The 23,558-nt window shown below is 63.7% G+C and carries 29 protein-coding genes; 17 read left to right on the top strand and 12 right to left on the bottom strand.

Features of this window, described 5'->3' with window-relative positions:
- Window position 1 precedes the first annotated feature (1 nt).
- The 8 genes from MUK72_RS11910 (at window position 2) to MUK72_RS11945 (ending at window position 5,900) form a co-directional block, all read left to right on the top strand.
- On the top strand, window positions 2-250 hold the full coding sequence (locus MUK72_RS11910; protein ID WP_244701006.1) for a hypothetical protein: 249 nt from the start codon (window positions 2-4) through the stop codon (window positions 248-250).
- A complete protein-coding gene (locus tag MUK72_RS11915) occupies window positions 243-1,133 on the top strand; it encodes an NAD(P)/FAD-dependent oxidoreductase (protein ID WP_244701009.1) in 891 nt (296 codons plus the stop codon). Before MUK72_RS11910 ends, MUK72_RS11915 begins: the two co-directional genes overlap by 8 nt.
- Window positions 1,130-1,876 (top strand): FAD-dependent oxidoreductase, encoded by a 747-nt coding sequence (locus MUK72_RS11920; protein ID WP_244701012.1) that lies wholly within the window; start codon window positions 1,130-1,132, stop codon window positions 1,874-1,876. The genes MUK72_RS11915 and MUK72_RS11920 overlap by 4 nt, the downstream gene beginning before the upstream one ends.
- A gap of 93 nt (window positions 1,877-1,969) precedes the next feature.
- The gene (locus tag MUK72_RS11925) at window positions 1,970-2,530 is read left to right on the top strand and encodes a DUF7552 domain-containing protein (RefSeq protein WP_244701015.1); all 561 of its coding nucleotides are present in this window, start codon (window positions 1,970-1,972) and stop codon (window positions 2,528-2,530) included.
- Window positions 2,527-3,318, top strand: coding sequence for a DUF7260 family protein (locus MUK72_RS11930; RefSeq protein WP_244701018.1), 792 nt, complete (start codon window positions 2,527-2,529; stop codon window positions 3,316-3,318). Before MUK72_RS11925 ends, MUK72_RS11930 begins: the two co-directional genes overlap by 4 nt.
- A 182-nt stretch (window positions 3,319-3,500) precedes the next feature.
- A complete protein-coding gene (locus MUK72_RS11935; RefSeq protein ID WP_244701021.1) occupies window positions 3,501-4,148 on the top strand; it encodes a DUF6517 family protein in 648 nt (215 codons plus the stop codon).
- Window positions 4,149-4,219: 71 nt separating this feature from the next.
- Entirely contained in the window at window positions 4,220-5,389 is a 1,170-nt protein-coding gene (locus MUK72_RS11940; RefSeq protein WP_244701040.1) for an NAD-binding protein, read from the top strand.
- Between the two features lie 61 nt (window positions 5,390-5,450).
- Window positions 5,451-5,900, top strand: coding sequence for a universal stress protein (locus MUK72_RS11945; RefSeq protein ID WP_244701043.1), 450 nt, complete (start codon window positions 5,451-5,453; stop codon window positions 5,898-5,900).
- Between the two features lie 4 nt (window positions 5,901-5,904).
- Here MUK72_RS11945 and MUK72_RS11950 read toward each other — a convergent pair whose 3' ends face one another.
- The 3 genes from MUK72_RS11950 to MUK72_RS11960 all read right to left on the bottom strand — a co-directional run bounded on the left by MUK72_RS11950 (window position 5,905) and on the right by MUK72_RS11960 (window position 8,379).
- Window positions 5,905-6,939, bottom strand: a complete 1,035-nt coding sequence (locus tag MUK72_RS11950) for an LLM class flavin-dependent oxidoreductase (RefSeq protein WP_244701046.1) — start codon at window positions 6,937-6,939, stop codon at window positions 5,905-5,907.
- 49 nt (window positions 6,940-6,988) lie between these two features.
- Window positions 6,989-7,537 carry a DUF5518 domain-containing protein gene (locus MUK72_RS11955; protein WP_244701049.1) on the bottom strand — a complete coding sequence of 183 codons (549 nt, stop codon included), beginning with the start codon at window positions 7,535-7,537 and terminating at the stop codon, window positions 6,989-6,991.
- A 119-nt stretch (window positions 7,538-7,656) separates the two neighbouring features.
- Window positions 7,657-8,379, bottom strand: coding sequence for an AIM24 family protein (locus MUK72_RS11960; protein ID WP_244701052.1), 723 nt, complete (start codon window positions 8,377-8,379; stop codon window positions 7,657-7,659).
- 212 nt (window positions 8,380-8,591) lie between these two features.
- Here MUK72_RS11960 and MUK72_RS11965 point away from each other — a divergent pair, with 212 nt between their 5' ends.
- The 3 genes from MUK72_RS11965 (at window position 8,592) to MUK72_RS11975 (ending at window position 11,094) form a co-directional block, all read left to right on the top strand.
- Window positions 8,592-9,026 carry a DUF4870 domain-containing protein gene (locus tag MUK72_RS11965; RefSeq protein ID WP_049916292.1) on the top strand — a complete coding sequence of 145 codons (435 nt, stop codon included), beginning with the start codon at window positions 8,592-8,594 and terminating at the stop codon, window positions 9,024-9,026.
- A gap of 118 nt (window positions 9,027-9,144) precedes the next feature.
- Window positions 9,145-9,591 (top strand): hypothetical protein, encoded by a 447-nt coding sequence (locus tag MUK72_RS11970; protein ID WP_244701055.1) that lies wholly within the window; start codon window positions 9,145-9,147, stop codon window positions 9,589-9,591.
- Between the two features lie 165 nt (window positions 9,592-9,756).
- Window positions 9,757-11,094, top strand: a complete 1,338-nt coding sequence (locus MUK72_RS11975) for a tryptophanase (RefSeq protein ID WP_244701058.1) — start codon at window positions 9,757-9,759, stop codon at window positions 11,092-11,094.
- Window positions 11,095-11,112: 18 nt separating this feature from the next.
- Here MUK72_RS11975 and MUK72_RS11980 read toward each other — a convergent pair whose 3' ends face one another.
- From MUK72_RS11980 to MUK72_RS11995, 4 genes are all read right to left on the bottom strand, one after another.
- The gene (locus MUK72_RS11980) at window positions 11,113-12,141 is read right to left on the bottom strand and encodes a sodium:calcium antiporter (RefSeq protein WP_244705330.1); all 1,029 of its coding nucleotides are present in this window, start codon (window positions 12,139-12,141) and stop codon (window positions 11,113-11,115) included.
- A 66-nt stretch (window positions 12,142-12,207) separates the two neighbouring features.
- Window positions 12,208-13,017, bottom strand: a complete 810-nt coding sequence (gene speB / locus MUK72_RS11985) for an agmatinase (RefSeq protein WP_244701060.1) — start codon at window positions 13,015-13,017, stop codon at window positions 12,208-12,210.
- Window positions 13,018-13,395 carry a translation initiation factor IF-5A gene (locus MUK72_RS11990; RefSeq protein WP_004055387.1) on the bottom strand — a complete coding sequence of 126 codons (378 nt, stop codon included), beginning with the start codon at window positions 13,393-13,395 and terminating at the stop codon, window positions 13,018-13,020.
- Window positions 13,396-13,444: 49 nt separating this feature from the next.
- On the bottom strand, window positions 13,445-14,512 hold the full coding sequence (locus tag MUK72_RS11995) for an aminotransferase class I/II-fold pyridoxal phosphate-dependent enzyme (RefSeq protein WP_244701063.1): 1,068 nt from the start codon (window positions 14,510-14,512) through the stop codon (window positions 13,445-13,447).
- Between the two features lie 65 nt (window positions 14,513-14,577).
- Between MUK72_RS11995 and MUK72_RS12000 the strand changes: the two genes are divergently transcribed.
- On the top strand, window positions 14,578-14,949 hold the full coding sequence (locus MUK72_RS12000) for an ArsR/SmtB family transcription factor (RefSeq protein ID WP_244701066.1): 372 nt from the start codon (window positions 14,578-14,580) through the stop codon (window positions 14,947-14,949).
- A 34-nt stretch (window positions 14,950-14,983) separates the two neighbouring features.
- Entirely contained in the window at window positions 14,984-15,709 is a 726-nt protein-coding gene (locus MUK72_RS12005) for a nucleoside phosphorylase (RefSeq protein ID WP_244701069.1), read from the top strand.
- Here MUK72_RS12005 and MUK72_RS12010 read toward each other — a convergent pair.
- From MUK72_RS12010 to dacZ, 3 genes are all read right to left on the bottom strand, one after another.
- Window positions 15,706-15,981, bottom strand: coding sequence for a ubiquitin-like small modifier protein 1 (locus tag MUK72_RS12010; protein WP_244701072.1), 276 nt, complete (start codon window positions 15,979-15,981; stop codon window positions 15,706-15,708). The genes MUK72_RS12005 and MUK72_RS12010 overlap by 4 nt on opposite strands.
- A gap of 65 nt (window positions 15,982-16,046) precedes the next feature.
- Window positions 16,047-16,826 (bottom strand): mechanosensitive ion channel domain-containing protein, encoded by a 780-nt coding sequence (locus MUK72_RS12015; protein ID WP_004055392.1) that lies wholly within the window; start codon window positions 16,824-16,826, stop codon window positions 16,047-16,049.
- Window positions 16,826-17,638 (bottom strand): diadenylate cyclase DacZ, encoded by an 813-nt coding sequence (gene dacZ / locus MUK72_RS12020; RefSeq protein ID WP_244701075.1) that lies wholly within the window; start codon window positions 17,636-17,638, stop codon window positions 16,826-16,828. The genes MUK72_RS12015 and dacZ overlap by 1 nt, the downstream gene beginning before the upstream one ends.
- Before the next feature lie 138 nt (window positions 17,639-17,776).
- Between dacZ and MUK72_RS12025 the strand changes: the two genes are divergently transcribed.
- Together MUK72_RS12025 and MUK72_RS12030 are read left to right on the top strand one after the other, a co-directional pair.
- A complete protein-coding gene (locus MUK72_RS12025) occupies window positions 17,777-18,259 on the top strand; it encodes an FxLYD domain-containing protein (RefSeq protein ID WP_244701078.1) in 483 nt (160 codons plus the stop codon).
- Between the two features lie 64 nt (window positions 18,260-18,323).
- A complete protein-coding gene (locus tag MUK72_RS12030; protein WP_244701081.1) occupies window positions 18,324-18,893 on the top strand; it encodes a hypothetical protein in 570 nt (189 codons plus the stop codon).
- 102 nt (window positions 18,894-18,995) lie between these two features.
- Here the strand turns inward: MUK72_RS12030 and MUK72_RS12035 are convergent, their stop codons facing one another.
- Together MUK72_RS12035 and MUK72_RS12040 are read right to left on the bottom strand one after the other, a co-directional pair.
- Window positions 18,996-19,505 (bottom strand): hypothetical protein, encoded by a 510-nt coding sequence (locus MUK72_RS12035; RefSeq protein ID WP_244701084.1) that lies wholly within the window; start codon window positions 19,503-19,505, stop codon window positions 18,996-18,998.
- A 54-nt stretch (window positions 19,506-19,559) separates the two neighbouring features.
- Window positions 19,560-19,982, bottom strand: a complete 423-nt coding sequence (locus MUK72_RS12040) for a DUF7994 family protein (protein WP_244701087.1) — start codon at window positions 19,980-19,982, stop codon at window positions 19,560-19,562.
- A gap of 990 nt (window positions 19,983-20,972) precedes the next feature.
- Here MUK72_RS12040 and MUK72_RS12045 point away from each other — a divergent pair.
- On the top strand, window positions 20,973-22,310 hold the full coding sequence (locus MUK72_RS12045) for an ISH6 family transposase (protein WP_244701090.1): 1,338 nt from the start codon (window positions 20,973-20,975) through the stop codon (window positions 22,308-22,310).
- A 6-nt stretch (window positions 22,311-22,316) separates the two neighbouring features.
- The gene (locus MUK72_RS12050; protein WP_244701094.1) at window positions 22,317-23,447 is read left to right on the top strand and encodes a hypothetical protein; all 1,131 of its coding nucleotides are present in this window, start codon (window positions 22,317-22,319) and stop codon (window positions 23,445-23,447) included.
- The last annotated feature ends 111 nt before the right edge of the window (window positions 23,448-23,558 follow it).

Genomic DNA, 23,558 nt, shown 5'->3' on the forward strand with positions numbered 1-23,558 from the left:
CATGCCCGACGACACACCGACCGCTCATCGAACGGCTCCGCAAGCCGACGACAGCCCGATCCGCCCGCTGCCCGACTACCACTCGTACGGCGACGACCGACTACGCCAGTGTTACCGGCGCAACAGTCGCCTTCTCCGCGAGTACGGGCCGGACTGGCGGACGATACACACGCTATGTGCGGTCGAGGAACGGCTCCGTGCCCGCGATATCGATCCGATCGGCGTCGTCGCGGAGCTGAACGATGACTGACCCCGACGAAGCGACGGATGTCGATGTCGTCATCGTCGGCGGCGGGCCGGCGGGCTGCTCGGCGGGCGTGTTCACCGCCCGCTATGGCCTCAGTACCTCGATTTTCGATCGCGGGCGCTCCTCGATACGGCGGTGTGCCCATCTGGAGAACTACCCTGGCTTCCCTGCCGGCATCGACATCGAGACGTTCCAGGACCTGCTGCACGCCCACGCCACGGAGGCTGGCTGTGAGATCGTTCCGGACGTGGTCGAATCGGTCGAACATGCGGACAACGGCGGGTTCGTCGTCGAACCACAAGAGGGCGACTCTGTCACCGCGGCACGGGTCGTCGCGGCGACGCGTTACGACGGCGAGTATCTCCGCCCGCTCGACGAGGACGCGATGTTCGAAAGCCACGAACACGACGGCGAGATCCACGAACAGTTCGATCGCTCGTACGCCGCGACGGACGGAACGACGCCGATCGACAGTCTCTACGTCGCATCCCCTTCCTCAGAGGCCGACCGACAGGCGATCATCGCCGCCGGACGCGGCGGGCGTGTCGGATCGACGATCGTCGACGAGGTGCGCCGCGAGCAGGGCTATTTCGAGGGGTTCGCCGACCACTACGACTGGGTACGCCACGAGGCCGAACTCACAGGCGAATGGGCCGAGCGCGAGCGCTGGCGCGAGTACGCCGACGCCAGCCGGCCCGACGATCACGACGTGAGCGAGGAGCAGTGGGCCAGCCTGCGCGAGCGGGAGATCGACCGCCGGTTCGCGCAGTACATCGATGCCGAGGAGATCGAGCGTCGTGGCGTGGCGGGTCAGCGAGCACTCTTGGAACACATCGACAACGATCTCATCCGCGAGCACGCAGCATCCCTCGATCAGAAACGATGACAGTCGAACCGGACCATTACAGCGCGTACAGCGTCGTCATCGTCGGCGGTGGCGTGGCAGGCCTGTCAGCAGGGATCTTCACCGCACGACACGGCCTCGACACACTCGTCGTCGACGGCGGCGACCCGATCATGCGACGGAACGCCCATCTGGAGAACTATCCGGGCTTTCCCGCCGGCATCAACGCCCGGCTGCTCCTCGAAATGATGGGGAATCAGGCCGATGGGGCCGGCTGTGATCGCCGCTCGACCGAGGCGACGGCCATCGAGACGAAATCGGATAGCTTCGTGGTCGAGACGGCCAGCGACGACCGCTATCACGCCGAATACGTCGTTGCCGCGACGAAAAACGCCACCGACTACCTCACGGACGTCGACGGAGTCGGGATCGTCGATCGCGGGAAGACGTACGTCGAGACGGACGAACGCGGCCGGACGGGCGTCGAGGGTCTCTACGCGGCGGGCCGCCTCGCCGAGAAACCCCATCAGGCGATCGTGGCCGCCGGCCACGGTGCCGAGGTCGCCGTCACGCTCCTGGAGGACGACGACCGCCCGTTCTACCACGATTGGGTCGCCCCCGAGGGCTATTTCACCGATCGCGGGCGGGAGCTGCCACCCGGTGTCGAGGAGATCGGCGAGGAGGAACGCCGTCGCCGGGAGGATACGTCACGGGAGACGCTGCGCGAGCACATCGCCGAACCACATCCCGACGACCAGCAGACACATACGAGCTTGGAGGACTGATCCCGTCGAGCGCCGAGTGACGATTGCGGATCGGCAATCGATGTGGGTGAGTCTCACGGTAGTTTTACATGTCTTTAGGCCGGCCTAAAACATATGGCCGACACCACAGTCGAGGTTCCAGCGTGCAGCGGAACGGGCACGGGTGCCAGCACGCTCGTTCGCGATGGGGCGCTCGCGGACTGTGCGAGCCGAGTCGATGCCGGTAGCGCGACGAGCGGGTCGAAGATGGCGAACGAAGTCACACCGATCGCCGATTCGCGGATTTCCCTTCGAACGATACGAAACCAACCACCGATGACCGAACCCACGCTCGACGATCTCCGCGCTCGAATCGACTCCCTAGCGGCCGACATCGGCCGATACACCATCGTCTGCGCTCGCACCGGCGCGCGTCCGGTGCCGATCGCCGGGCGACAGTTCCCCGATCGGGAAGCGGCCACGCGAGCCGCCCGTGCCGCCCAGCGCTACCGCGCGCGGCTGCGCCGCTACGACCCCCGAGTGGCCTACCACGACCTCATCGTTCGTGAAGTGATGGCCACCAGCGAAGAACGGAACGCGTGCGCGGCGACGAACCGTGACTGGCAACGCCGGTTTTGGGCACTCGCCGACCGCGAACTCGCACGCCTGCGTGCGGCACACGGGGGAGAGCCATGACTGTCGAGACCCATATTCGACAGGCGATCGATCGCGTACACGAGGAGCAGGCGGCCATCGGCGGGAAACAGGCGGCGTACAAGCGCTTCGTCACCGGCGTCGAAGGGGTTGCCGTCGAGACACCGACTGCCCAGCGGGGCGGGCTCCAAACCGGTCCCGCCGCCACGGTGGCTGCAAGCTCGTCGGGAGGATCGAACAGTCGAAAGCAGGTCCGTGAACGGTTCGCCGAGACGGTTCGCCCGCACAGTACGGCGGACGTCGACGATCCCGAAACGCTGCTCGAAACGATCGGGGTCGAACTCTCCGAGCAGGTCGCGATGGCTCTCGCGCCGCAGAACATGACGGGGTTCACCGCCAACCTCAAGCAGGGCGTGCTCTCCGAGGCGGCACAACGACGCCACGAACTCCGAGCGATGGAGCGCGCGCTCGACCGCGAAGAGGCGTCACTCGTCGCGGCGAACGACGCCATCGACGAACTGCTGGCGTGGATCGTCGACGCGAACGAGACGGCGCTCACCGATTGTGGGTTCGAGGCGCTTCAGGCGCGACACGAGCGGCTGGACGGGTTCCACGACCGATGCGGGACGATCGCTCACGAGCGCCAGTCGCTGCTTCACGCGACCACCAGCGTCGACGCACAGGTCGGCATCACCCAGCAAGAGCTCGTGAACTGTCTCTACGACGGGTTCCCGGTGGCGTATCCCGTTCTCTCGACGATCGTCCGGGTCGAACAGATCTGTGACGAGTGCCAACGAGCGATTCGAGCGCATCTGGTGCGACGGGTGTGAACGGACGATCGACAAAACGGCCGCCATCCCCGTGAATCGCGCACGTTTCGAGGGAGTCGGTCCATCCGAACTGACACACCGCAGGGGACGATCATGCGATAGATGCATCGTCCCCTTACTCGCCGTCATGTTTTGACGTCGTATCACGTTGAAAACCGTTCGATGCTGCCGTGCGATGACTGATGGCCATCGAGGACGTACTGCGACCGATGGCCGACATCCGAGCGCCGAGCGTTCCCGACGACCGCCTCGACGGCTGGACGATGGTCGAGGAGACGACCGAGACGCTGTTCGCGCTGCCGACGATGCGGGTGCGCGGCCACACGCTCGTCTACGAGGACGGCCCGCTCCGTGAGGCTCTGCGGGCGGCCGACGACGCCCTCGACATGCCGTGGCGATTTTTCTTCGCCACCCGTCTCGCCTTCCGTCCGCCGCTCGCACCCGGGATCGGCACGGCATCGGTGCTGCCGACCGTCGCAACTGAGCTCCGGCGATCGTTCGCATCCGACCTCGAAGACAGGGGCTTTCGCGCGGTTGAACGGGGACGGAAGCAGCGCATGCGCACCGACGCCGGCGATCGGGCCCGCCTCACGAAATACACCGCCCGCTACGCCGTCGAGCGCAACGGCAGCGATCGCGACGACGGCGATCACGACATCGCCATCGAGGGCTGGGTCGCCGTCTGGACGCGACGGAGCGGATTCCGCATCGCCGGCGGAGCCTACCCGATCCAGGGGTTCGCCGTATTGTGCGAGAGCGCCGGGATCGACCTCGACGACCCGAACGCATACCGCGAGGAGCTGCTCGGGCTGCTCCGCGCCGTCGAGTGAGACAGGTATTGTCGAGAGCGGCTCGCTGACCAGCATTTTTATCCCCGCGATGGGCGATTGCCCGAGCGCGCATGCGATCCAGGCGCGTTCTCGATGCGGTGCGGACGGCGGCGCGGCGGCGAGTGGGCGCGCGACGGCTGCGCGTGCTGCTCGGCCGGCGAGTAGCCGTCTGGCTGACCGTCGCGGTGGCGCTGCTGTCGATCCTCACCGGCGTTGCCGTGCTCGGCTCGCCGGAGACGTTCGGCCCGCTGACTGGGGTTATCGCCAGCGGCGTCCGGCGAACAGCGGGGTTCTCGGCGGTGATCACGGGCTTTCTCCTGCTCATCAGCGCGCTCGAACTGCGCAGCGGGCGGCGCGCGGCCTGGCTCGCGACCGTCGTCCTGCTCTCGGTGACAGTATTCGAGGCGATCGTCCAGTCGAGCGTCGTCTCGTTTCCGGTCGCCGCCCTCTCGGTGGCGACGCTCGTCGTGCTGGTGCTCACCCGCAACCGCTTCGACAAGGAACTCGATCTCTCGACGACGCAAATCGCGGCGCTCATCGCCGTCAGCGGCGCTCTGCTCTACGGCACCGTCGGCGCGTACACGCTCCGCGAATCCTTCCGCGGCGTCGAGACGCTCACCGACGCCTTCTACTACACGATCATCACCGCGAGCACCGTCGGCTACGGCGACGCGACGCCCGTCACCGGCCAGGCACGGCTGTTCACCGTTTCGGTCATCGTCGTCGGCGTGTCGAGCTTCGGGCTCGCGATCGGTGCCCTCGTCTCCCCGGCGATCGAGGACCGCCTCACGCGCGCGCTCGGAACCATGACAGATACACAGCTCGCCGAACGCGACGATCACGTGCTCGTGCTCGGCTACGGCAGCCTGACCGAATCCGTCCTCGACGAACTCGACGTCGACAATCTGGTGCTCGTCGTCTCCGAGGAGAACGAGTCGAAACTCCCGCCGGTCGCCGAGCGCGAGCTCCCGGTCTTCGTCGCCGATCCGACCGACGACGCGGCGCTCGACCGCGCCGGCATCGACCGTGCCCGCGCAGTGATCGTCGCCAGCGACGACGACGCGACCGACGCGCTGGCGGTGCTCACCGTCCGTGAACGGAACCCCGAAATCACCGTCGTCGCTGCCGCCACCGAGGGCGAGAACGGCCCGAAGCTCGAACGCGCCGGCGCGGATGCCGTCGTCACTCCCGCCGCCATTGGTGGTCGCCGGCTCGTCGAATCGGCGCTCAGCGGGGAGTGAACCGCGTGTCGGCTCCGATCGAACGGCAATTTCTATAGGCGACGCGGCGGTAGTGGGTCGTATGACCGAACACGTCCTCGTCCCCATCGACGGCTCGCCGCGCTCCGAGCGCGCGCTGGAGCACGCACTCGACATGAATGACGTCGAGCTCACCGTCATCACCGTCATCAACCCCTTCGATACCGATCCGAACACGGTCGGGTTGCAGTCGCCGACCGGGATCCCCGGCATGCCCGGCTACTCCGAGGAGTGGTACGAGGGCGCGCGGGCGGAGGTCGAGGAACTCCACGCGGCGGCGAGCGAGCAGGCTGCCGAGACGGGAATCGAACTGTCCAGCGAGATCGAGGTCGGCAAGCCCGCACGGCGCATCCTCCGCTACGTCGAGAACAACGAGATCGATCATGTGGTTGTCGGCAGCCACGACCGTACCGATCTCACGCGCATCCTGCTCGGCAGCGTCGCCGAACGGGTGGTGCGACGCTCGCCGGTGCCGGTGACGGTCGTCCGCTGAGAGCTTAGTTCGAGGAGAGATCGAACGCGTCGGCGAGCAGTTCGTGCGAGCGGAGCACGTCGTCGGGATCGGCGAGCTGGCTCTGGACCATGACGCGCTCGACGCCGGCCTGTGCGGCCATCTCTTCGAGGAGCTCCCGCGCGGTCTCGGGACTGCCCGAGATCTGTCGCGGCCACTCGCCCGGTTCGAGCGGTTGCTCGGTCGGTTCGGGCACGCCGCCGAGCTCCTCGATCGCTTCCTCGGTCGAGCGGATCGGCGGTGCGTCGGCGATGCCGCTCTGGAGTCGCTTGCGAGCGGCTTCGGTCGTCGCGCGCAGCCGTGCGGCCTCCTCGTCGGTCTCCCCGCAGGTGACGTTCACCGCGAGCATTCCCTCAGGGCTGTCGGGACCGGCACCGAACGACGACGGCTGGAACCGTTCGCGATAGGTCTCGAACGCCTCGACGGCGGGGCCAGGCCTGATGAACGACGCGAAACAGTAGGGCAGTCCCAGCTCGCCGGCGATGGCCGCACTCGACGGGCTCGATCCGAGCACCCACACCTCGGGGACCGACTCCGCCGAGCGGGCGATATCGAGCTCGCTGAACTGGTGGTCGTCGGGAAAGCCGTCGTGGAGGTGGGCGGCGGTCTCGTTGATCTTCTCGGCGTGGTCGTCGCTACGCCGGCGCTGGCTGCGATCGGGCTGAAGGGCGTAGTCGCTCACCGGGTTGCCGGTCGCCCGGCCGAGCCCGAGATCGATGCGATCGGGCGCGAGCGAGTCGAGCACGCCGAAGGTCTCGGCCACCTTGTACGGGCTGTAATGATTGAGCAGCACAGTACCGGAACCGACGCGGATGCTGTCGGTCTTGGCCGCGAGATGGGCGATGAGTGCCTCCGGGGTGGTGCTCGCGAGGCGGTCGGGGAAGTCGTGATGCTCGGCCACCCAGAAGCGCGAGTAGCCGAGCTCTTCGGCGTTTCGTGCGCGCTCGACGGTGTTCTCGAACGCCTCGGTCGCCGACCCGTTCTCGGGCACTGGTGCCAGATCGACTATCGATAGTTCCACATGATAGATCGCGGCGGCGGACGAATAAACCGTCCCATCGCCCGAGCAGCTACTGCCGATCGTCGAGGATCGTGTCCGTCAGCCGTGGGCTCGACGATCCGTTCTGGCCAGCATTCGTCGCCGTCTCCCCGGTATCCGAAAAGTGGTCGGCGTCCGCGGAGCGGTCGCGGGGGCTATGCGGGGCGTTGCGGTCGTGAGAGTGCCGTCCACCGTCGTAGTCACGGCTGGTGCCGCCGACGAGGCTGCCGATGGCTCCGCCAAGGGCGCTGTTCGCCCCGAGGACGACGGCGACGACGACCACGAACAGCGTCATCCCGAAGCCAGCGAGCAGGCCGCCGGACTGGCTCAGAACCCCGATCTCGATGCTCGCGATGGAGACCCCGATACCGAGGGGGAGTGCCAGCAGGAAGCCGCCGAGCGAGCCGGCGAGCAGCCCGTGCCAGAGCCCGCCGCCGACGGTGGTGTCGGCGCGATAGCCGGCGACGAACCCGCCGACGAGACCGGCGACGAACTGCCCGATCCCTGGAACGATGAGGCCGACGACGCCGAGCACGAACTCGACGGTCAGACCCAACCCGACCGCACGCCAGTTCGTCATGGTCGAATTCGGAACTCTCCGAACTAAACGGTCACGGGCGCGCTCGTGTCGAAAACGATTGATGAATGGTGGGGAGAGTCCGAAAGAAGGACAGGCTGTTCGGTGGGCGTCAGCAGGGTTCAGAGGAAGTCGCTAACGTTGATTCCCTCCCCCGTGGTGGCGCTTTCACCACCCGATCCGCCCCCATCGGGGTTGGCCTCTTCGTAGGGCTGGACGATGACGAACCCATCTTGGCCGGCGAACTCCAGTTGGAAGCTCTCGCCCGACGAGCGCCCGATGAAGCTCTTGATGTTCAGATCGCGCTTCGCGCTCGGCGAGACGTTCGCGCTCCAGGCGACGGTGGCGTTCGGATCGGTCCGGACGGGCGTCGGCAGCACCAGCGGCTCGCCATGGGTGGTGATCGCGATGTGGCCCGGCCCCTGCAGATAGACGTTGAACATCCCGCCCGAGGAGACCCCGGCGATGGAACTCATCATCTTGATGTCCCAGTTCACCGATTCCTCGAAGGCGAGCACGTCGTTGCCGTTGACGCTCACCTCGTCGTCGGCGTCGAGTTCGAGGATCTGGACCTCCTTGCCGGCATCGGCGAGGTAGAGGTGGCCAACGCCGCTCGCGCGCATCATCACGCCCCCCTCGCCGGTGACGCGCTTTTTCAGCATGCCCTTCAACCCGCCGGAGGATTTGCGCTCGAAGGCAACCTCGCCGGTGTAGCCGATCATCGAGCCGGCCTTGGCCATGACGGCACCGTCGAGGGCGACGTCGAGCAGCTTCGAGCTCTCGCGGTCGAACGTCTTCGTGGTCTCGTCTGGTCCGTGCGATCGGACGAAATCGTCGAAATCCATTGGTGTGCTCCGAGCCACACGGTGGCTCGCTCGAAGAGAGGTCGTTTCGAGCGATATAGCCACCGCGTGCTACCATCCCACAGCGTGAAACGATCCCGCGGTATGCAATGATCCCACACGATGGCTATACCATCTGCACGCGCCTTCGTTCGTCCGTTGGCGGCGTCGCCGCCGGCGCTCGTGCGAACGATCGAACCCACAGGAGACCACAGATGGCAAGCAGCACACAGGACATCGGCATCGACGAGGAATCGACGACAAGCGAAAGCGAATCCGGACTCGACAGCACCACCGCGGGGGCGCTGTCGTATCTGTTCGGCTTCGTCTCGGGACTGCTCTTCTATCTCATCGAGCGCGAGGACCGGTTCGTGCGCTGGCACGCCGCCCAGAGCATGGCCTTCACCGGCGTGCTCGTCGTCGCGTACATCGCGCTCTCCTTTCTCGGAACGGCCGTCTCGATGGCGACGGTGAGCGGGAGTTCGGGCCTGTTCCTCGCCGGAAGTCTCTTCGGACTGATCCTCGGTCTGGTCTGGCTCGTCGTCTCGCTCGGGAGTTTCGTCGCCTGGATCTATCTGATGATCAAGGCCTATCAGGGAAAGGTCGCCAGACTCCCCATCGCCGCGTCGATCGCCGACCGACTCGCGTAATCACGACGCGGCTCTCCCTCTTCTGCACTCACTCACACGACAGACGATACGAACGCCAAACCACGGCGTGACACCAGGAGCCGACGGTGAACACGCCGACGAGAACCGACAGCGAACGATGACACCGATCACGACCGAACGAACGCTGAACGCCTACACCGACGAGGAGCATGGCTACCGTCTCGCTCATCCCGCCGACTGGTCGGTCGCGGTCAACGGCGGCGACACGACGTTCGCGGCCCCCGATGGCGACGTCAGCGCCGTCGTCGAGTGGGACGGACGAACGACGGCGGCGTCGACGACCGCCCTGCTCACCGAACTCGACGTCGACGGATACGTCACCGGATTCGAACTGTTCATGGACGGGACCGTTCGGGTGGCGGACGGACGGACCGGCTGCGTGCTCGAATGCACCTACGTCGCCGACGGTGAGCGCTGGCGACTCTGCTATCTGTTCGTCTCCGCGAACGACACCGACTACAGCCTCGGCATCGACTGGCGCGACGCCATCGCCTTCGCGGGAACTGCCGGTGCGATGGTCGAATCGTTCGCCGTGACGGCGTAGTCGTGTCGCCGTGTGGGGAGCTCACCACGGCGTACCGAAATATCATCGAGAGCTGCCGGTACGTCGGACAGCGATGGCCGAAATCGAACATCGAGGTCCGAAATCGGTTTCCGAGCCACTGATTTCCTCGATTAGCGTTTTCACGCGCTCGACCGTCGATGGGGTATGCGAGCGTACAAGGCGAAGTCGGTCGAGCGTATCGAGCTTCCCGATCGCGAGGCGCGTGAGCGCCATCTCCATGAGGCGGGCTACAACGTTTTCGATCTCGATGCCGAGGCGGTGTTCGTCGATCTGCTGACCGACAGCGGAACGGGCGCGATGAGCGACGAACAGTGGGCCGCGCTCCATCGCGGCGACGAGTCCTACGCCGGCAGCGAGAGCTTCCAGAATCTCGAAGCCGCGGTTGAGGACGTGATGGGGTTCTCGCGGATCGTCCCCGCTCATCAGGGTCGCGGCGCGGAGAACGTCCTCTACGGCGCACTCGTTGCGGAGGGCGAGTACGTCCCGAACAACACCCACTTCGACACGACGCGGGCACATATCGTCAACGCCGGCGGCGAACCCGTCGACTGCCCGATCGAGAGCGACCCCGGCGATCCCTTCCAGGGAAACCTCGACACCGACGCAGTGCGCGAACTCGCGAGCGAAGTCGGTGCCGAGCGGATCCCGGCCGTCGTCGTCACGATCACGAACAATTCCTTGGCTGGTCAGCCCGTCAGCATCGCCAACCTCCGGGAAGCCCGTGCGGTCGCGGACGAGCTCGACGCACGGCTCGTGATCGACGCCTGCCGGTTCGCCGAGAACGCCTACTTCGTCGCCCAGCGCGAGGCCGAATTCGAAGGCGAAAGCGTCGCCAGCGTCGCCCGCGAGCAGCTCTCGATGGCCGACGCGATCGTGATGAGCGGGAAGAAGGACGGCCTCGCCAACGTCGGTGGGTTCGTCGGTGTCCGCGAGAACGACGACGAACTCTACGAACAGGCCCGCCAGCGCGGCATCCTGTTCGAGGGCTTTTCGACCTACGGCGGGATGGCCGGCCGTGATCTCGAAGCGATGGCGGTCGGACTGCGCGAGGCGGTCGAGAAGCCCTATATCGAATCGCGCGTCGAGCAGGTCGCCGAACTCGGGACACTCCTCCAGGAGGTCGGCGTCCCGATCCGCACCCCGACCGGCGGCCACGCGGTCTACGTCGATGCCGGCGAGTTCCTCCCCTCGATTCCACGTGAGGAGTTCCCCGGCCAGGCGCTCGTCTGTGCGCTCTACGAGGAGGGTGGCGTGCGCGCCGTCGAACTCGGCGAGCTCGCCTTCCCCGGCGAGGATCGCCCCCAGCTCGTCCGGCTCTGTCTCCCTCGACGGACCTACTTCCGCGATCACCTCGAACACGTCGCCGAGACGTTCGCGGCGGTCGCCGAACGCCGCGAGGAGCTCCCGGGCTACGAGATCGTCGACGAGCCCGCGATGGCCGAACTCCGTCATTTCAGCGCCGAACTCCGGCCGCTCGACTGAGTCCGGTCGTCGAAGCCATCAGGAACCGCGGAGCAGGTGTGTCACGCCGGCGGTCTCGGCGATGACCCACGCGACGAACAGCCCGTAGCCGACGAGCAGCGCGTACGATTCGAGGGTGGTGATCGAGAGTTCGGTCCGGAGAACCGTAAAGAGGAGCACCGTCGCGAGCGTGAGCACGCCGAGCATCGGTACGGCGACCGCGAAGTCGATCGGCACGCTCCCGACGATCAGGACGCCGATCGGGATCGCCACGAGCAGGTCGAACGTGTTCGAGCCGAGCACGTTGCCGAGGCTGGTGGTGGAGTTGCCCGCACGGGCCGCACGCACGCTCACGAGCAGATCGGGCAGGCTCGTCGCCGCCGCGATGACGGTGACGCCGGCGAGGAACTCGGGCACGCCGAAGGTGGTGCCGAGCGCTTCGACACTGCCGACGAGCTGCTCGACGGCCACGAGGATGACGACCAGTCCGACGGCGAGCTTGCCCCAGGCGCGCCCGATATCGGTCTCGGTCCCGCCGACGGCGTCGTGATCGTTCACGTCCTGCCACTGGATGAACAGGTAGAGCCCGTAGAGCAACAGCGGGATCAGCGCGAGCGGGCGCGTGACCTGGCCGACGAGACCGGTTCCTGTCGGGATGTAGATCACCGCGAGCGAGAACGTGACGACGAGCGTGGCGACCGCGAGCATGTAGAACTGCGCCTCCTTGTAGACGATCTCGCGGTTCGCGTCGAGATCCGAATCGGTGGCGATGCCCGACAGCGCGGGGATCATCAACACGTTGAACACCGCCGAGCCGACGATCGCCCCGACGCCCATGTCGAAGGCACCGGCGAGCGCCGTGAACACGACGCTCGACAGTTCGGGAAAGCTCGATCCGACCGCGACGACGACCGAGCCCTGGACGACCGGCGGCAGACCGTAGTGGGCGGCGAGCCGTTCGGCCGACTCCTCCAGCCAGCCGCTGCCGAACCAGATGAGGCCGGTCGCGGCGACGATCACGAGGCCGTGGACGATCGGGCTGTCGGGGAGCACGCCACCGAGGACCATCGTCGGCCGTTCGCCCACCCGTCGAATCAAGCCGTCGATCGTCCGTGGCGAGCGAGCTACGAGTAGTCAGACGTCCGCTCGCGCCGCGTGCGAATAGACGAACTCGCGGAGGAGTTTCCCACCGAGGGCGGCGGCCTGTCCGTCGTCGCGGTCGTTGACCTCAACGACATCGAAGCCGACAGATCGGGGAGCGACCGCCCGGACGACCCGGCGCAGCCCGCGAGGGGTCAGTCCGAACGGCTCCATCGTCCCCGTGCCCGGCGCGAAGGCGGGATCGGCGGCGTCGATGTCGACGCTCAGATAGGCGTCGCCGTCGAACTCGGGTTCCCAGTCGGGCACGTCCTCGGGCGGTACTACCGTGACGTCGTCGTGGTCGGCGCGCTCCCATTCGGCTTCGCTGCCGGTCCGCGCGCCGAGGACGATTACCTCGTCGACGACGTCGAGGGTGCGCCGGGTGACGGTCGCGTGGCTCAGTTCGTTGCCCGCGAACTCCTCGCGGAGATCGAGATGGGCGTCGAGACAGATGAAGACATCGGGATCGGTCGCACGCACGCCAGCGGCGCTGACGGTGTGTTCGCCGCCGACGAGTAGCGGGAGGCGATCCTCGCTCTCGATATCCGTGACCATCCCCTGGAGGAAGTCGAGATATTCGGCAGCGTCCTCCCAGGCGTCGAGATCGCCGGCGTCGTGGACGCCGAGATCGGTGAAGTGGGTTCCCGTACGGCGGTCGTAGTCGTCGAAGGTGTGTGCGTGGTGGCGCACCTCGCGAGGACCGAATCGGGTGCCGGGCTGAAAGCTCGTCGAGACGTCGAGCGGTGCGCCCAGAAGGACGTAGTCGGCCGTTTCGCGCGCGTCGTTCGCGCCGGGAAAGCCCATTCAGACGATCTTTCGCTGCTCGTCCATCTCCAGATACTCGATCTCGTCGTCCGGCGAGAGCTCCGCGTCGCCGGGCGTCTTGATCGTGAACGTCTCGTAGGTGTCGAGATCCATCACCTGCGCGACGTCGTCGCTCTCGACGCTGACGACCTGGCCCTGTTTGCGCTGGATGATCGGCACCCAGACCTTGGCGTCGACGGGTTGGGTGAAGTTGCGCTTGTTGTCGTCGAAGACGCCCTTGCCCTCGACGCGTGCCTTCGCACTGCCGTGTTTGCCGGGTTTCGCCGTGCTGTAGGCGGTGATCTTGCACGGCGCGTCGTCGATCATCACGTAGCTTCCCTCGTCGAGCTCGCGGACCTGATTCTGTTGCCTAGCCATGTCCGCGATTGCTGACGGGGCTGTATAAACGGTTTGGATAGCCCGGATGCTATCGGGCGTTCTCGATGACCCGACCGACCCGTTTCAGTCCCTCCGCCAGCTCGTCGGTCGGCAGACCGAAACCCAGCCGGAAGCGATCGTCGAAGCCGAACAGGTCGCCGGGCGCGAGCACGACCGATTCCGCTTCGACCACCGTGCGACAGAACTCCCGGGAGTCGTCGAATTCATCCGGAACCGTGGGAAAGGCGTTCACGCCGACGGGTTCGTACCAGTCGAGCCCGTATGCTGCGAGGAACTCGCCGACGCGCTCGCGATGGTCCCGCGCGAGCGCACGGTTCTCGTCGAGAATTGTATCCTCATCGGCGAGGGCCTGTCGGGCGACATGCTGACCGAAGATCGACGGCGAGATCGTCGTGTAATCCTTCCAGCGACGGGCGGTGTCGACGATCTCGGGTGGGCCGGCGAGCCAGCCAAAGCGCAGGCCCGCCAGCCCGTGAGCCTTCGTCAGGCTCGTCGTACTGATCCCACGAGGCCCCAGACTCGCCACCGGCGGGAGGGGATCGTCGGCGAGCAGCCGGTACACCTCGTCACAGAGCAGATAGGCGTCGTTGTCGACCGCGAGATCGGAGAGCGCGTCGATCGTGTCCTGTGAGTGGTATTTTCCGGTCGGGTTGTTCGGGTTGTTCACGACCACGAGCCGCGTGTTCGGCTCGATCGCGTCGGCGACGGCGTCGGGATCGAGGTTCCACCCCGGGGGTGCCAGCTCGACCGTCGAAACGTCCGCGATCGAGCGGGGCAGTGCGTGCAGCGACTGGTAGGTCGGCGTGACGACGACCGCGTGGTCCTCGTCGTCGAGCGTCGCGAGCATGGCGAGGAGATTGGCCTCCTGGGTGCCGCAGGTGAACACCACCTCGTCGGCCGAGCGGCCGTAACGTGCGGCGATCTCCGCCCGAAAATCGGGATCGCCGTCGGTCGGGATCACGTAGCCGAGATCGCCGGGATCGGTGTCGAAGCGCGAGGCAGCTAGGCTTCTGATGCCGCTCTCGGCGAGCATGATATCGGCGTCGTGTTCGTACTTCCCGAACCAGCGTTCGAGCGCGAACGGTTCGATCTCCATAGCTCGGTTACAGCACCGAGAATGATAACGGTGTAGTACGGAGATGACTACAAACTCGTGACTCCATGACCGAATCACACCGCTACGGGGCACCCTATTTGCCCGAAGACAGCGTGCTCTCGCTCGAAGAATACCTCGCCATGCAGCGCGCCATCGGCGAGAAGACACGCTACAGGGTGCTTTCCGAACTCCTCGCCGAAAGCGAACTGAGCGCAACGGAACTCGCCGAGACACTCGAAATCCCCTCGAACCGGCTGCACTACCACCTCGACAAGCTCGAATCCGTGGGGCTGATCGCCAATCGGAAGCGGAAGGAACGCGGCGCGGATGGGCTGTATTCGTACTACGCCGCGACGGCGCTCGGCGAAGCGATCATGACCCACGGCGTGAGCGAGTTGCTGGCCGAGGAACGCGAACTGCTCGAACGATACGGATAGACCGACTTTTCATGCCGGCCATCGAGTTCGGGATATGGCAAAACAGCCACACCTGCTCGTCGAATCGGGCGATCTGAACGACGTCGCGCTGCTGCCGGGCGATCCCGGGCGTGTCGATCGCATCGCGGGCCACTGCGAGGACGCGACCACGGTGGCCGAAAACCGCGAGTACAAGATCGTCAACGCGAGCTACGAGGGTACTCCCGTGACGATCTGTTCGACGGGCATCGGCTGTCCGTCGGCGGCGATCGCCGTCGAGGAACTCTCGAACGTGGGCGTCGAGAGCGTCATTCGCGTTGGGACGACGGGCGCGCTCCAGCAGGAGATCGAAGTCGGTGACGTGGTGGTCGCGACCGGCGCGGCCAAAGACGAGGGGACGACGGGGCGCTACGAGCGCGATACCGTCCCCGCGGTGCCCGACTACGACGTGCTCTCGGGGCTGGTCGAAGCGTCGAAATCACGCGAGGAACCCGTTCACGTGGGCGCGATCGCCTCGGACGACGCCTTCTACGCCGAAACCGACGAGTACATCGAATCGTGGGAGCGAGCGGGCGTGCTCGCTGTCGAGATGGAGGCCGCGGCGATCTTCACGCTCGCGCGCCGGAAGGGCCTCCGCGCGGGCGCGCTCTGTACCGTCGACGGCAACCTCGTCGCGGGCACGCAGAAGGGCGAAACCGACGGTGAAGAACTCCCGGAAAAGGCGAAGGACAACGTCGAGCGCGCCATCGCCATTGCACTCGACGCCGCGGTTGAACTCTAACCGCCGCTGACCGGCGGGAACGCGGCGAGTTCATCGCTCTCGTCGAGTTCCGTATCGAACCCGTCACCGGCGGTGAAGGGATCCTCGCCGTTGTGGAGGAGGTTGATATGTTCGCGCAGTTCGCCGTTCTGGACGATCTCGTCTTCGAGCCCCGGGTGGCGATCGAACAGCGCTGCGAGCGCGTCGTCGAGCGTCGCGTTCGGCTCCGTCTCGATCGCGACCTCGCGCTCGCCGGCGGTCTCGGCGAGCGTGGCGAACAGTTTCCACTGCATACCCACGCCACGGTCGGCGACCACAAAGGGGTTCGCCTGGCCCGGGTCGACAGGCCCGTCCGGCGCTACCGAACGCGGATGATGCCCGAGCGGAAGACGCGGTCGTTCGGGACGATGAACTCCTCGCCGTCGTTCTCGACGTGGGTGACGAGGACGTCCACCTCCTGAACGATGCCCGAGCGCCCGTCGATGCGGACCTCGTCGCCGATGGCGATCGGTTCGGCGAGCAGGAGGTAGAAGCCGGCGGCGCTCGCGGCGAGGAGATCGCGACAGGCGAGTCCACCGAGGAAGACGAGCCCGAAGGCGTAGGCCCCGAGAAGGACCAGCAGGGCGACGTTCGAGATGCCGATCTGGCCGAGCGCGAGCAGCGCCGCGACGTAGATGATGCTGTATTTGACCAGCAGCGCGAGCAGCCCGATCTCGGGAAGCTTGACGCTGCGCAGTCGCTCGGAGACGAACACCTCGGCCTTGTCCGCGACGACGAGCCCGAACACGACCACCAGTGCGGCGACGAACAGCTGCGGGAGGAAGTTGATGAACTGGCGGAGATACACTCGCACGTCGAGCACGGCGGAGATGGTGAGCGCGAGCACGACGAACACGAGGACGACGAACAGCGCGAACAGCCCCGCGAGCATCGACACCGTCGATGTGCCGAGTCGACCGACGGTGCGCTCGAAGGCGGTACCCTCGACGGCCTCGCCGACGCCGGCGGCCACGAGCATCCGCTCGCTCACCTGGCCGACGAGATAGGCGACGACCACGCCGACCACCAGCATGATGACGATCAACACGAGATCGAACCGGCCGTCCAGAAGGCTCTGGAGCAGCGCGCCGAAAGCCATCAGTACTCCTCCGGATCGAGTTCGAGAATCAGCTCGCCGCCCTTGAACGCCCGCACCAGCCGATCGCTCTCGCTCAACACGACCGCCGTCGCGTTCGTATCGCGCGTGATCGACGCCGCCGCCATGTGACGCGTCCCGAGCCCCTTCGGGATGTCGACGCCCTCGGCGTTCGGTTCGAGATAGCGATAGGCCGAGACGATCTTCCCCGAATCGCTGATGACGAACGCGCCGTCGAGCCGCGAGAACTCCTTCAACATGACGTTCACGATGGGATCGCCGACGTGGACGTGGGATTTCTCGAACGGGTTATATGAAAGAGGGCGAGACTTGTTCATCACCTTCCCGGCGTCACCGATGACGAACAGCGCGCCGACCGGCTTTCCTTTCTGTCCTTTCTGGCCGAGTTCGACCGCCACGTCGACGACCGCGCTGATGACCGCCGGATCGGCGCGCGAGGTCGTGAAGAGATCGTAGACGCCCGAGCGGTCGAGATCGCCCACCCGCACCCGACAGACGCTGTCGATGGCGTCGTCGAACAGTTGCAGCGCGCAGACTACCTCGTCACCCTTGGTGAGAAAACCCTCCTCGGTTGCCCCCTCGACGCCGAAGCGGATGCGCTCTTTGGCGGCGACGAATTCGAGCGGGAGTTCGACGAACCGCTCGGACCCGACGCCGTTGTCGCCGGCACAGACGACCACCGAGACGTCCTCGATCTCCCGACAGCGTTCGTAGTAGGCCTCGCTCGGCGAGAACAACAACACCGTCTCGACCCCCTCGACGAGTTCGTCGAGCAGGTCGCGTACGTTCGCCATTCGTATACCATAGCGCCAGCCGAACCCGCAAAAAGGTTGTGACAGCGGCGTTTCTCGGTCCGTGGATGTATCACGATGCTCACCACTAAATTTCATCATCGACCACAGGTTTTTGAGTGCCGCGGCTAACGCATCGGTATGCAACGACGCCGAGTGCTCGTCGGCATGGGCAGCGGCTGCGCCGGGCTTCTGGCCGGCTGTCTCGGCGCTGGCGAGGGCAAATACGCACGGCGCATCGCGATCAACGGCTCTCCCACCGCAGCGGCGACCGAAACGACCGGAGCCACCGAATTCACCGAAACGACCGACGCACCGACGAGTCAGGGGCTCGTCCTGCTCGATCACGAGTTCTATCGGGACGGTTCGGGCGGCGTCCGCGGACGCACCGCAAACCGCGGCGACGTCGATCTCGACTTCATCGCGGCGCACGCCCGGTTTTTCGACCGCTCCGGCACCGACATCGGTCGCGCCTCCGATAGCCAGAGCGACTTCGCGGTCGGCGAGACGTGGGCGTTCGACGCACAGGCACTCGACACCGATCCCGCGAACGTCGCGCGCTATCAGCTCGTACTCATCGACCAGCGCTCCTCAGAAGTCGATCCGTTCGCCAGCACGAGCTGAGTAATATAAGAGACCGTACTGACCCCGCCGAAGGCTTTTGCCTCGATGCACGAGTGCATCGAACATGGCCGTCCGTTCGCGTCTCGCAACGCTTCGCTCGCGGCTCTCGCCGAGCATCGACACCAGCGCGGTCGAGGGCGTCGTCATCGGCGGGCTGTTCGGCGCGCTGCAAGCCGGTCTCGTCATGAGTCTCTATCGCACCGAGATGGTCTACGAGATCGGCGGCATCGTCGGTCTCTACTCGCTCAACGGCGGCTGGTACGTGCTGTTGGCGCTTGGGATCCTGTTCGGCATCCCGTTCGTCGCGTTCGTCTCGGGATCGATCAACTCGTTCGCCAACACGGTCATCATGCTCTCCTCGCGGAGTTCGGTGCTCCAGAAACTGCTCGTCCCGCTGCTCAAGCGCTCGGCGCTCGGCGTCACCTGTGCCGGCGTGGGCCAGCTCTACGGGATCGCCGTCGGCGTGCTCTTCCAGCTGATCGCCATGCCGATCTGGCTCCGACTGGTGATGGGGCTATCGGTGCCGGCACCGTATCTCACCGTCGGCGGGATCGTCGGCGTCGTGGCATGGGCGCTCTACGGCGGGGCGATGGGGCTCGTCTACGGACTGATCCTCGAAAACTCCACGGGATAGGTCATACTGTCGGACGGAACTGATTGGAGATCCATGATGCGAAACATCGCCCATGCGATGGATCTCCACGATCCGGTCTTCACATACTTCCGTCCGACAGTATCAGGCGAGTCGGTCGCGAACCCAGCGGAGCGCGCTGCCGACCACACCGCCGACGGCCCCATCGAAACCGACGAGCATCGGGAGCACCACGAGCGTGGCGACGAGCGCGAACAGCGGCTGCCGGGAGAACACCGCCGAAATCGCCGGCGTGAACGCTCCGATGATCGTCGGTGTCTCGATGAAGACGAATCCCAGGAGCAGCCCCTGGCCCACCCCGAGACCGGCGAGGATGATCCCGCCGATGACTGCCGCGACGACGCCATGAACGATCCCGCGCACCAGCCCGCCCGCAGCGTAGGCCGCGATGAACCCGCCGACGACGCCGCCGGTGATGAAGCCGAAAAACGGAATGATCGGGACGACCAGCGAGAGCAACCCGATCAGAAACGTGGCAGCGATGCCGGCGTAGAGGGCCTTCTTGTCGATGGTGCCCGCGAGTGCCTCGATGCGCTCGGCGACGCCGGTTCGCACCGTCTGCACGCGCTCGCTCGTTCGCGATCGAATGCTCATGTCGATCCTTGCTACGCCCGACGCATAGTCGTCGTGACGGCGTGAAACGGTACTTTAAGTCCGTATCGAGTCGAGGATCGGGCCACGCTCGTACGTCGAGAGATCGAAATGTCGCCCGCCACGGATCCAGTCGAATCCCATGAACGCGAGCGAGCCGCCGCCGGCCACGGCGCAGATAGCGAGGAGAATGCCCTCGGTGCTGCCGTAGGGTGACGTCCCATACACCATCGGCAGCAGGTACGAGGAAGCCATTCCGATACCGATCAGCACGTCACCGGTGCCGACGAACTGATACCACGTGCCCCGAGGCTGCGCGCCGGCACCGCCGATGGCCATCAGAACACCACCGAAGACGAGCACGGTGTTCGTCGCGGCGGTCGCCGGATTTTCGAGAATCGTCGCACGGAAGGCGAAGAGGAATCCCAGATTGGCCACGATCATCCCGAGACCGAGCACCAGAAACCAGCGCCGCTTCATACGATCTATTTCTGCTACGATAACAAGTAGCTTGTGCTGAACGATATCGGATTGATTTCGATGGTCAGCTACACGCAGGTTGATTCGATTTTGCGGTCGGGTTCACCAACCGCGAACGAGCGCAGCGAGTGAGCGGGCCGAGGAACCCCCGAAAGGGGTGACGCCGGCTTTTGGTCCAGATTTTGCTAGCGAGGCGCTACGCGCCTCGGACCATTCGCGCGGCTCCGCCGCGCGAAGACAGCGGAGCGAGCGCCAGCGAGCAGAGCGTGGTTCGAGACGCCTCCGGCGTCTCATTATCCGAAAATCGCGCAGCGATTTTCGAACGACAGCAAAAGGTAGATGCGCGGGACCGGATTTGAACCGGCAGTTCCCTATGAGATAGTATCCTAAGCGCGGATGTCCGTAGGAACGCTAACGCGCCGGTTTTGGAGTGGCATGTCCGTTTTTGATTGTCTACAGATATAATTGATCGTCTTATGTATTAATATTCAACTGAGACAGCGTCAAGTGCGAATCACTTTGGCTGGATCTACCAGGTATATTTGAATCGGGACTCATGGACAATGGCGCTAATTTTTGGCAATCAGTTTGCCGTACAGTCACTATCGGCTATGCTGTCTGCCGCCCGCCTCCCTCTCCCCCTATCACGTCAAAATATGAATGATTCTTAGTATCAAGGTTATGTTTTTGTTCCAAAGATTTATCATGGCCTTTCACCTTTTGTCCGTATGAATGTCCAAGATGTATTTACCCCCGGTGATTTTCCCGAGCATACATACGTGGAACGGGGACAGGGAGAGTTAGAAAACCGAGTTGAACATCAACTTCGGAGGTCTGGCGCAATAGTATCGCTATCAGGTCCATCAAAGTCCGGAAAAAGTGTACTCATAGAGCAAGTTGTTGGTCGTGTCGCAAAGCGGTCTAGACTTCGGTAGCAACTGACTCCCTTCAGGAAGGGGTTGTCTCTGGTGACCAAACCGAGACCACCCCATGCACGCTGAAATCAACGTGCGGTTCGAACTCAGTACCGATGACGACAAAACCATACCGCTCGCCGCACTCGCCGAGTTCGTCACCGACCAGAACATCGAATCGGTACTTCTCGAAGAACTGGTCGAGAGCCTCGACGCGGGCCGCGTCGAGGCGCTCTGTGGCGAAAAATACGCCCACGGCAACGGTGACCAGCGGTTCCAGCGCCGCGGCACCGATCCCCGCACAGCCGTTACGACCGCCGGCGAGCACGAATTCGACCTCCACTACGTCGAAGATACAGCCGCTGACCACGACGAACCGAGCTATCTTCGGCCCGTCGAAGACGTCATCGACTTCGACGGGCAGAATCGCTATCAACAGGACATCGCGGCCAAGAGCGTCGATCTCGCTACCTCTCTCAGCTATCGAGATGCCGCCGATCACGGCGACGGCTTCGTCTCGATGCCGTCGCCAGACACCATCAACCGCCGTGCCAAAGAATACGGCAGCAAGCTCAAGCAGTTCCTTCCTGACTGTGTTGCCGGAACGGACGCTGACGCGATTATTGCCGACGGAACGAAGTGTCACAGCCAAGACGAAGACCGCTCGTACCACTCCGTTCAAGCAACGCTCGGCGAGGATACTGCTGGGGACTCGCGGTCCCTGCTGGATCTGTCGATCAATGCTGACTGGGACGAGACAGCGGCCGCTCTCGATGACATCGGCGCAGTCACTGACGACGCTACGGTCGTCAGTGACGCTGATGACAGTATCGTCACGGCATTTACCGACGAAACACGCGAGCATCAGCTTGATCTCGTCCACGTTGGCCGGACGCTGGGCTACAATCTCTGGGATGACGGCGTGTTCTCCTTGGAGCGGCGAACCGAGATCGTCACAGAAGTGATCGACGAGGTGTTCCATCTGAAGAACTCGGTTGCCAAGCACCGTCCCGAGGAAGAGTTCGCGGCGATCCGCGAACGGATCGCGCGAACAACCGAGCGTATTGAGAAGACAGCGTGGCAACTCTCGCAGTTCGGTTCGAGGAAGGCTGCGGGGTATCTCCGGCGGTGGTTGCCGTCGATAGTGACGTTCGCCGAGCAGGCTCTTGAGGGGTTCGAGGTACCGTGGACCTCGAACCCCGTGGAACGAGCGATGGGAGAGGTGGCGAACCGATGCAAGAACCAATGGATGCGCTGGACAGAGGCCGGGTTAGAGGCATTGCTTCAACTCAGACTCGTGAAGTACGCCAATCCAGGTCACTACCGGACGTTCTTCGACGAACTTCTCAGTCGATCAACCAAAACAACCATGAGCTGTGACCTCTCAGTGGAGGCTACCAGAGGCAAAGTCTAGAGGACTTTGCGACACCACCAAGTTGTTGGTTCAGGAAATTTTGTATCAGTATACGGAGGAGAAATTGACTCAACAGGACATCTCTGGGATTTAGTTCTTGACGAGCTGGGGGCCCCTCAAAGTACTGAATCGGTTTCTGGGACCACGGAAGAGTCACAGGTGTCTGGAACTTTTGGAATACGAGCACATCTGTTCAATGCGGGAGGTAGTGCAAGTGAGACAGAGTCGGTCACTGATGAGACAATTGAAACATACCAACGTAGAGGGTTGGACGATATTCTTGAGGTTAATGAAGTTGAGTCATTTGTTTTGCTGATCGACGATTTCCACTACTTATCCCCTGAACTCCAGAGCGATATTGGGGAGGCTGTAAAGCAGGCAAGTGAGGGTGGGTTGAAAATATGTGTTGCACTAATTCCCCACAGAAGTGATGATTTAACACAGGCCAACCCTGATCTTCAGGGACGTGCCCTGACCCTCGAATTAGAATACTGGAACAAAGAAGACCTGATCAAAATTGGGGAGAAAGGATTTGAATCGCTTAAAGTATCTTTTCCAGAATCTGCAATTGAAATATTTGCCAAAGAATCAGCAGGGTCACCGCATCTGATGCAGCAACTGTGTTATGATGCCTGTGGTCTAAAGGGAATTACAGAACGTAAAGATACAATGACAGATATTAGTATGGATAAAAACCAGATAGAAGATGTGCTGGGATGGACAGGTTCTTCCCTTGATATAGATAAAGTTTTTGATATATTGAATGGAGAAGGAATCAGTGGAAAACAACAGCGGGACTCACACAAGTTTGTGGATGGAACAGAGGGAGATGTATATGAGGCAATTCTCAGAGGAATTGCTGATGATTCGATTCAGGAGGAATTAGACCAATCAGAGGAGGGTCTGAACCGGTCAAAGTTAGTTGAGGGTATAGAAAACCAGTGTATGAACTCTGCTCCACCACTACCCAGTGTAACACAGGCTTTAGAAAGAATGGATGAGAGAATAACTGAAACACACCCAGAGTCTGCAATATTTGAATGGAAAAATGATACTAAGAAGATCCAACTTCCGGACCCCTATTTAATTTTTTATTTGCGATGGTCTAGCAAACTAGAATATAACCCCGCAATCTGAATTTGTAACTTTGTGTTTGTATTGCTACGCCATATGATATTCCGACGGAACTTTTTTATCCCATTCACAGATTTTTTATTCGAGTTTAAACGGAGATAGCGTTCGATCGTA

The sequence above is a fragment of the Halococcus dombrowskii genome (assembly GCF_022870485.1).
In the GTDB taxonomy this organism is placed as follows: Archaea; Halobacteriota; Halobacteria; order Halobacteriales; family Halococcaceae; genus Halococcus; species Halococcus morrhuae.